General features: G+C 32.0%; 3 protein-coding genes, 1 tRNA gene and 2 rRNA genes. All 6 read left to right on the top strand.

Annotation, left to right across the window (positions count from 1 at the left end):
- Positions 1 to 173 (top strand): 23S ribosomal RNA (locus tag B8965_RS04515); the annotation flags it as partial.
- Between the two features lie 67 nt (positions 174 to 240).
- Positions 241 to 356 (top strand): 5S ribosomal RNA (gene rrf, locus B8965_RS04510).
- 13 nt (positions 357 to 369) lie between these two features.
- Positions 370 to 444 (top strand) — tRNA-Asn (locus tag B8965_RS04505).
- 247 nt (positions 445 to 691) lie between these two features.
- The gene (locus tag B8965_RS04500) at positions 692 to 4981 is read left to right on the top strand and encodes a 2-hydroxyacyl-CoA dehydratase (RefSeq protein ID WP_084052667.1); all 4290 of its coding nucleotides are present in this window, start codon (positions 692 to 694) and stop codon (positions 4979 to 4981) included.
- A 162-nt stretch (positions 4982 to 5143) separates the two neighbouring features.
- Positions 5144 to 8131 (top strand): insulinase family protein, encoded by a 2988-nt coding sequence (locus B8965_RS04495; protein ID WP_084052666.1) that lies wholly within the window; start codon positions 5144 to 5146, stop codon positions 8129 to 8131.
- Between the two features lie 104 nt (positions 8132 to 8235).
- Positions 8236 to 10287: a methyl-accepting chemotaxis protein gene (locus B8965_RS04490; RefSeq protein ID WP_084052665.1), complete on the top strand. Its 2052-nt coding sequence runs from the start codon at positions 8236 to 8238 to the stop codon at positions 10285 to 10287.
- The last annotated feature ends 43 nt before the right edge of the window (positions 10288 to 10330 follow it).

Here is a 10330-nt window from a genome sequence, read left to right as displayed (position 1 = left end):
GTTTGGAAGTGATAAGCGCTGAAAGCATCTAAGCGCGAAGCCTACCTCAAGATGAGATTTCCCACAGCGTAAGCTGGTAAGACTCCAGAGAGAATATCTGGTAGATAGGCTAGAAGTGTAAGTGCCGTGAGGTATTTAGCGGACTAGTACTAATAGGTCGAGGGCTTGACCTAAATAAAGACGAAAATCTTCACTGTGTAGTTTTGAGAGAGCAAATGCTACTCAACAATTACATATTTTCTCGGTGATAATAGCGGAGGGGTCACACCCGTTACCATTTCGAACACGGTAGTTAAGTCCTCCAGCGCTGATGGTACTTGGACCAGAGGTCCTGGGAGAGTAGGTCGTCGCCGGGATTTTTCCTATTGTTCCTCGATAGCTCAATGGTAGAGCACCTGGCTGTTAACCAGGGGGTTGCTGGTTCGAGCCCAGCTCGAGGAGCCATTTATATGTTAAATAACACCTTAAGGGTGTTTTTTTTATAAAGAAACATATAATGTATAGTAATATTTTAATTACATATTATTAGTATGGAATAGTTTATTAACCATAATAAAAGTACCACTTGACTTTAAACTGCAAATTTATTTTAATTAAGTAGTATTATTTAGTTTGTTTATTTTAATTAAGTAGTATTAATTTGTTTATAATGTTTTATTTATGTCCTTAGCTTATGTGATGAATTGGGGAGATGAAGAAATTGTTGCATATGGGGCTAGATATTGGTTCAACCACCATTAAGATTGCCGTATTAAATAATAATCAATTAATCTATAGTAAGTATAAAAGGCACTATTCAGACATTAAGACTACTGTTAAACAAGCTTTTGAAGAAGTATATCCTCTTTTTAAAGGGCAAAAGGTAACTATCAATGTAACCGGTTCTGGAGGGTTTTATGTAGCAAAAAAACTGAATATTGATTTCATTCAAGAAGTTATTGCTTGTACGGAAGCAATAGAAAAGATTATTCCCAAAACAGATGTTGCAATCGAACTTGGGGGAGAAGATGCTAAAATAACATATTTAGGTGATAATGTAGAGCAGCGAATGAATGGAACTTGTGCTGGTGGTACAGGAGCATTTATAGATCAAATGTCTACTCTATTAAAAACAGATGCTTTAGGATTAAATGAATTAGCTAAAAATTATAAAGTGATTTATCCTATAGCTTCTCGTTGTGGAGTTTTTGCGAAAACTGATATTCAACCACTATTAAATGAAGGAGCATCAAGGGAAGATTTAGCAGCCTCTATATTACAAGCTGTTGTTAATCAAATTATTAGTGGTTTAGCTTGTGGTATGCCTATCAAAGGGAATGTTGCCTTTTTAGGTGGTCCTTTATATTTTCTATCTGAATTACGAGAGCGATTTATTGAAACCTTAAATTTAAAACAAGAAAATATTATTTTCCCAGAAAATTCACAGTATTTTGTAGCCATAGGAGCAGCATTAGCTTCTAAGAAGAATGAACCATGTTTTTTAAAGACAATTTATGATGGATTAATAAATTTAGATAAATACGATATTGAAGAAAAGAATATACTAACCCCACTTTTTATAGATAATAAAGATTACGAAGATTTTCTTACTCGTCATAATCGGACTAAAGTAAATAGAATTAGTTTAAAGGATATAAAGGGTAAATGCTTTTTAGGAATTGATGCAGGTTCTACAACTACCAAATTAGCATTGATCGATGATTTAGGAAATTTAGTTTATTCTTATTATGGTAGTAATGGAGGGAGCCCCCTTCAGTCAGTAATAAGGGCATTAAAAGAAATTTATAATATTATACCTGAAGATATAAAAATAGTTAATTCAGCTGTAACTGGATATGGAGAATCGTTATTAAAAACAGCTTTAAAAATTGATATAGGAGAAATTGAAACAGTTGCCCATTATAAGGCAGCTAAATTTTTCTCCCCTGATGTTGACTTTATTTTAGACATTGGTGGGCAAGATATGAAATGTATGTATGTTAAAAATGGTGTCATCGATAGTATTATGCTTAATGAAGCTTGTTCATCAGGGTGTGGGTCTTTTATTGAGACATTTGCCCATTCCTTAAATATTGATACTAAGGTGTTTCCGAAAAAGGGTATCTTTGCAGAAAAGCCGGTTGATCTAGGAACTAGGTGCACAGTCTTTATGAATTCTAAAGTAAAGCAAGCACAAAAGGATGGAGCCGAAGTTGGTGATATTTCAGCGGGGATTGCTTATTCAGTTATTAAAAATGCTCTTTTTAAGGTAATTAAGGTTACTAATTATGATCAATTAGGAAATAATATCGTTGTGCAAGGTGGAACATTTTACAATGATGCAGTGCTGAGAAGTTTTGAGCTAACTATAGGTAAAAATGTTATCAGGCCAGATATTGCAGGAATAATGGGAGCCTATGGGAGTGCTTTAATTGCTAAAGAAAGATATGAGGAAGACCATAAATCTAGTTTATTAGGACTTACTGAATTAGATAATTTCACCATGGATGTATCTTTAGATAGATGTAGGGAGTGTGGAAATAATTGCTTATTAACTATTAATAGATTTTCAGATAATAGAGAATTTATCTCAGGTAATCGCTGCGAAAAGGGAGTAGGAAAATTAACGAAGGCTTCTAGTGTTCCTAATTTATTTAAGTTTAAATATAACGAACTATTTAAATATAAAAGTCTTACTAAAGGTGAGGCTACTAGGGGGGAAATTGGAATACCCCGTGTCTTAAATATGTATGAAAATTATCCGTTTTGGCATACCTTTTTTACAGCACTTAAATTTAGAGTTGTCTTATCAGATAGATCCACTAGAAAGGTATATGAACTAGGAATGGAGACTATCCCTTCGGAGTCTTTATGTTATCCAGCAAAAATCACAAACGGACATATAGTTAGTTTATTAAATAAAGGCATTAAAAATATATTCTATCCATGTATCCCCTTGGAGATAAAAGAAGAGATAGAAGCAGATAATAATTTCAATTGTCCTGTTGTTACTTCTTACCCAGAAGTAATAAAGGCCAATATGGATGAAATCCGTAAAGAAGATATTAATTTTATCTATCCGTTTCTACCACTTGATAATGAAAAAAGATTAAGTAAAAGATTGACTGAAGAATTAAAGAGTTTTCAGATCCCTAAAAGGGAAATAGATCAAGCAGTAAAAAAGGCGTATCAAGAATTAGAAAATTTTCAGCAAAAAATTAAAGATAAAGGTTTGGAAGTAGTTAAACAGTTGCAAGAAAACGGTACCAAAGCAATTGTTTTAGCAGGTAGGCCATATCATATTGATCCGGAAATTAATCATGGGATAGATGATTTAATAGCTTCATTTGGCCTTGCTGTCTTAACTGAGGATTCCGTAGCTCATTTAGGTGATATAGAGAGACCCTTACGTGTTGTCGATCAATGGGTATATCATTCAAGATTATATAGGGCAGCTAGTTTTGTCGCAAAGGAAAAGAATATCGAATTAATTCAATTAAATTCCTTTGGTTGTGGTCTAGATGCAGTTACAACTGATCAAGTTCAAGAAATTTTAGAGCGTTTTGGCAAAATATTTACAGTATTAAAAATTGATGAAATTAATAATCTAGGAGCTGTCCGAATTAGACTTCGTTCTTTATTAGCGGCAATGAATGAACGGGATGCTATAAAATTTGAGCCTAGGAAACTTTATGATTTAACACCACGAAAAGTGTTTACAGAAGAAATGAAAAAAAATCATACAATATTAGTACCGGAAATGTCACCTATACATTTTCAATTTTTAGAGCCTGCATTTAATTCTGAAGGTTATAAAATAGAAATTTTGCCGGAAGTTGAGCAACAGGATATCAATGAAGGGTTGATGTATGTCAATAATGATGCTTGCTATCCTTCGATTATTGTTGTAGGGCAAATAATGAAAGCTTTAAAATCTGGAAAATATGATTTAACTAAAACATCAGTCATGATTAGTCAAACAGGTGGAGGATGTAGGGCAACTAATTATATTGCCTTTATCCGAAAGGCTCTTAAAGATGCAGAGTTAGGAGAAATACCTGTTATCTCCATTAATTCAGGAGGATTAGAAAAAAACCCTGGTTTTAAATGGACATATAAATTATTCCATAAAGGTTGTATGGCATTATTATACGGAGATTTATTAATGCGTCTGGTTTTTGCTGTACGACCTTATGAGAAAATAGTAGGAAGTACTAATCTACTTTATGATAAGTGGGTAGAAATTTGTAAAAGGGCTGTCGTCAGAGGCAGGTTTAAGGAATTTGAAGCTAATATGTATAAAATTGTCCAGGACTTTGATAATTTAGAAATCAATAATATTAAGAAACCTAAAATAGGAGTAGTTGGCGAAATCTTAGTAAAGTTTCATCCTTTTGCAAATAATAATATTGCCCTTCATTTAGAAGAAGAGGGGGCTGAAGTTGTAATGCCAGATTTAACGGACTTTTTATTATATTCTGCCTTTGATTCTGTTTATAAATATGATAAATTATCTGGTAGCTTCAAAGGAAATTTATTAGGAAAACTAGCGATTAATGTTATTGAATTTTATCGGAGAGAAATGAAAAAGGCATTAAGTGAAAGTAAATCTTTTAGTCCTCCAATTAAGATATATGAACTAGCAAAAAAAGCAGAGCCCATTATTTCTTTAGGTAATCAAACAGGAGAAGGTTGGTTTTTAACAGCTGAAATGATTGAATTAATCGAAAGTGGAGTAGAAAATGTAGTGTGCGTGCAGCCTTTTGCGTGTTTGCCAAATCATATCACTGGTAAAGGGATGATTTCAGAAATTAAAAGGCATTACCCTAAGGCTAATATTTCTCCTATCGATTATGATCCTGGGGCGAGCGAAGTTAATCAATTAAATCGTATAAAATTAATGCTTAGCGTAGCCTTTAAAAAGTTAGCAGCAGAAAATAAAGCACATGAAGAAATAAGTACAACTTTAAAAGAAATTGCATCAACAGAAAATTATAGCTAAAAATATTATATGCTCCTCTTATAGTAGACAGTGAAAATAAGACTGTTTTACTATGAGAGGAGTTTTTTTATGATCAGGCTACATTATTACTGAATAATACAATTAATATTTTTCAAAATTTTGCATATAAAATATAAGGAGAATAAAAAAAGAGGGTGTGTAATGAAACTATATGTCTTAAACCGCAAGGTTATATTAGCTGTTACTATTGTATTAATAGCTTTTCTTGTATATCAAGGTGTTCAGTATTTTAAGATTAATAAGTATGGATTTAGGCTTATTGAAGAAAAAACAATTTCCGAAATAAACTCTAATGTAAAAATATTTAAGCACAAAAAAACAGGGGCAAGGCTAATACATATTGATAATGATGATGAAAATAAAGTTTTTTCTATAAACTTTCGCACACCACCTACTGATAATACAGGGGTAGCACATATTATCGAGCATAGTGTATTTTGTGGTTCACGTAAATATCCTTTAAAAGATCCTTTTGTAGAGTTAAATAAAGGGTCTTTAAATACTTATTTAAATGCTGCAACTGCCCCTGATTACACGATGTATCCATGTGCTAGTGTAAATGAAAAGGAACTAAGAAATTTAATGGATGTTTATTTAGATGCTGTTTTTTACCCTAATTTTTATCAAAATCCTGAGGTTTTTAGGCAAGAGGGATGGCATTATGAGTTAAAGGATGAAAAGAGTATTTTAAATTATCAAGGTGTTGTTTATAACGAAATGCAAGGAGTTTATTCAACGCCCTCTAATTATTTATTACGTAATATTTTAAATTCACTTTTTCCAAATACAGTTTACTCAAAGGACTCAGGGGGTGATCCTTTAGCAATTCCAAATTTAAGTAGTAAGGAATTTTTAGAATATCATCAAAAATATTATCATCCTTCTAATAGTTTTATTTATTTATACGGGGATTTAAACCTTAGTCAAACATTAAGATACTTAAACAAAGAATATTTACGTAATTTTTCCCAAAAGAAAATAGCTTCTAAAATTCCACTTGAACCAACATTTACAGAAAAAAAATATTTTATAGGCAGTTATCCAAGTAATAAGGGTGAAAGTACAGATAATAAAACATATATAAGTCGAAATTATGTTTTAGGCGAAAATCAGAATCAAGAATTAACCTGGGCCTTTCAAATTTTAAATTTAGTACTCGATAACAATTCTTCTCCATTAAAAGAAGCTTTAAACTTTGCAGATATTGGGGAAAATATATCATCTTTTTATGAACCAAGTATTCAGCAACCCATATTAGGAATAGTTGTAGAAAATGCAAAGGAATATGATCAACAGAGATTTGAAAGAATCGTAGAAAGTAGTTTAACTAAAATGGTAGACGAAGGTATAGAGCCGGAATTAATTAAAAGTGCAATTAATCAAGTGGAAATTTCATTGCGTGAAGAGAGTTTAAATGCTGGTCGAGGAATTAACTATAATATGAAGGTAATGAGTAGCTGGTTATATGATCATGACCCCAGCCTATTTTTAGAATATGAAGAAACTTTAGAAAAAATAAAATCAGAAATACCTAATAAGTATTTTGAAAATTTAATTAAAACTTATTTATTAGAAAATAAGCATCAATCTCAGGTTATCGTTAAACCTGACCCTTATCTTTTAGATAAAAACAAGATAAAAGTAGCAGAAAGGTTAACAAAGATTACAGAAAGTCTATCAGAAGCTGATGTAGATGAAATCCTAAATTTAAATGAAAAGCTAAAATCCTGGCAAGTAAAGCCAGATGAAAAAGAAACAGTAGCCAAAATACCTAAAATCTCTCTACGAGATATTAGAACTCCGCAAAAACCAGAAATGTTAAAAAAAAGTATAGAAGAAACCAATGTCTTACATCATCCTTTTGAAACAGGAGAATTAGTTTATTTAGATTTTTACTTTGATGCTAGTAAAGTACCTCAAGAGAAAATTTCCTATCTTTATTTACTAGCCCAGCTTTTAGGAAAGGTAGATACAAAAGGTTTAAGCCAGGAAGAATTAAAAGAGAAGATAAAAATGCATACAGGAGGAATTGGTTGTGAAGTTCGGGCTTTTACAGATTATAAGGATAAGAATGTCTTTTATCCTAAATTTATCATCTCGGCAAAAGTATTAGAAAGTAATTTGCCTGAGGTTTTTAAGATTTTATCTGAAATAGGTACGAGTAATTTTAAGGAAACTAAAAATTTAGCGACAGAGATTAAAAAAGTAAAATTAACAAGTCAAAATCTAGCCCTTGAAAGTGGTGAAAGGTTAGCTATTAAACGTTGTTTATCATATTTTAACCCAGGCGAAGCGTATAATGAGCTTGGAGGACTTAGCTTTAATCACTTTATTACGCAAACAGCTGAGGGATTATCTACAAGGGAAAACGAAATTAGGGCTAATTTACAAGAAGTAAGTAAGCTGATTTTTAACAAGCAAGGATTACTTATAAGCATTACTTGTGATAAAGATAAATATAAAAGTGTGAGCGATACTTTACCTGATTATTTAAAGAGCCTTAATAATAAACAAACAAAAGCTAACTTGTTTAAGTTTAAGATGGTGAAAAAAAATGAGGGAATCATTAGCCCTGTACAAGTACAACATGTCATACAAGGGAATAATTTTAAAAATCTAGGTTATGAATATCATGGTAGCATGAAGGTTTTAGAAAATATCATTGATACAGAGTATTTATGGAATCGAGTGAGGATGCAGGGGGGAGCATATGGAGCAAGGGCTAGTTTTAGTAGTACGGGAGACTTTATTCTCTTTTCCTATCGAGATCCAAATTTAAGCAAAACCTTAGAGGTATTTAAAGAATTACCTAAATTTATAGAAGGTTTTAAAGTTACTGATAATGAGATAAATAAGTATATTATTGGCGCAATAAGTGATTTAGATAGACCACTTAGTCCCTATGAACAGTCTAGGCTTTCGGCTATGAATCATTTAGTTAATTGTAGTTATAAAGATGTACAAGAAAATAGAAAACAAATATTGGATACAAACGAGAAAAAAATCCGGGAGTTAGTACCTCTACTTAAAAAGGTTTTAGAAGATGATTATCACTGTATTGTAGGTAATGAAAAGGTAATTAAGGACAATCAAGAATATTTTGGGCAAATAATGAACATAAATTTATAAGGATAATTTATTAAATGCATAAAAGAATTATTTTAAGAGAGGAATTGTTAAAAATATAAAGAATATATACATAAATATTTGCAATATTGTGTGGAGGGAAATTTATGAATCGTTTAAAAAATTCACTAGCAATTAAAATTTTAGTGCCAACAATTGTTTTAATTTTACTAGGATTATCGATCATTATTGCCACAAATGCTTATACCATTAATAAAGTAGGAGCAGAAGGCATACAAAACACAGGTATTGAAATGGCTAAACGAACTGCATCAGAAATGAATGATTACTTAAATATGTATGGATATGTCCTACATAATGTAGCAAAAACTGATTCTGTTAAGAATTTTGCTGCCATTACAGAGTCAAGAGATTTAGCGACATATTTAAATCGACCTGAGTATCAGGAATTTTACAAAGATATCAAAACAATAACGGATGAAGATGAAAATATTTTAACGATTTACTTTGCATCGGAAAAAAGTCAAAATTATTTTGATGCCACCCAGTTTATTCAACCAGAAGATTTTCGTAATGATAAAAGAAGCTGGTATGTGGAAGGAAAAAGTGAAAAAGGACTTTGTTATACTAAGCCATATACGGATCTAATCACAGGAGGTTTAGTTTTATCAATTACTACTCCTGTAAATGATAATAGTGGGAATTTTCTAGGATTATTGGTTATTGATATTAGCTTAGATTCCATTAATGATGTTTTAGCTAAATTAGAAACAGGTGATGGGTATGCCTATTTATTAGATAAAGAAGGTTGCTACTTAGCTCACCCAGATGAAGAATTAGTCATGAAGGCAAATGCTACTGAGCGTGAAGGAGATGTAGGGGTAGTTGCGAGGGAAATGATTAGTGGTGAATTTGGCTGGAAGGAAATTAATTTTGAAAATGAAGATTATTGTGTATTTTATTCACCTGTAAAATCTGCAAAATGGTCGGTAGGAATAATGACCCCAAAAAGCGTGATTACAGGTCCAATTAAAAAAATGGTTAATAGAAGTATCACGCAAGGATTGATAGCTCTATTAGTTTTAGTAGGTGTATTATTTTTTGTAGTCTGTTCAATAATAATTAAACCAATTAAAAAGCTAATGAAATTTTCCCAGGAAATAGCCCAAGGAAACTTGAGTATTAAAGAATTAGAAATTACCTCAAATGATGAATTAGGAAGGTTAAGTAGGTCATGCAATACTATGCTTTCTAATTTAAGAGAGGTAATAGATAAGGTAATAAATGGTGCTTCGACCTTAAATGTCTATAGTCAAGAACTTTCAGGAACATTAGATGAAATAAAGGCTAAAGCCACAACTATTGATATTGGAACACAAGAAATTGCTTCAAGTACGGAGGAGTCAAGTGCAAGCACAGAAGAAATAACAGCATCTAGTCAAGAAGTAGCTGATTCAACCAGGAAAGTAAGTCAAAAGTCTAAAGACGTAAGTGAAGCAAGTAAAAAAATAGCCCAGAGGGCAGAAGTAATTAAAGTACAAATTGAAGATGCTCAAAAAACAGAAAAGGCTATGTATGCTGAAAAACAAGCAAGTATTCAAGAAGCCTTAGAACAAGGAAAGGTAGTAGAAGAAATTAGTAAAATGGCAATGGTTATTTCAGATATTGCAGCTCAAACTAATTTATTAGCTTTAAATGCAGCAATTGAAGCAGCTAGGGCTGGAGATCAGGGTAGAGGATTTGCCGTAGTCGCAGACGAAGTACGTAAACTGGCTGAACAATCAGCACATACTGTTCAGGATATCCAATCTATTACCACTCAAGTACAAAGTTCTTTTTATAATTTAGCAGAGAACTCTGAAGGAATTTTAGAGTTTATTGATACTAAAGTAAATGAAGATTATGAAAAAATGCTACAATTTGGCTCACAATATTCTGAAGATGCAGAAGAGTTATGGACATTGTCAGAAGAAATGAGCATTAGCATGGAAAGTATCAAGAGATCTAGTGAAGAAATATCTATAGCTATGGAAGCTGTATCGGCAACAGCAGAAGGAACTTCGGCAGGTACCCAGCAAATTGCAATGAGTATTAATGAAACTACCACAGCAATTGATAATATTGCAGATTCGGCTCTCCATCAAGTAAAAATTGCCGAAGAATTAAATGCAGTAGTGCAAAAGTTTAAACTGAAATAAAGATATATAACCTGAACAAATAAAAAAAGCGTCTCGGCTTTTT

The sequence above is a fragment of the Desulfonispora thiosulfatigenes DSM 11270 genome, from assembly GCF_900176035.1.
Lineage (GTDB): Bacteria > Bacillota > Peptococcia > Peptococcales > Desulfonisporaceae > Desulfonispora > Desulfonispora thiosulfatigenes.
The sequence above is the reverse complement of the archived record's forward strand: the minus strand, read 5'-3'. Positions and strand labels throughout refer to the sequence as shown.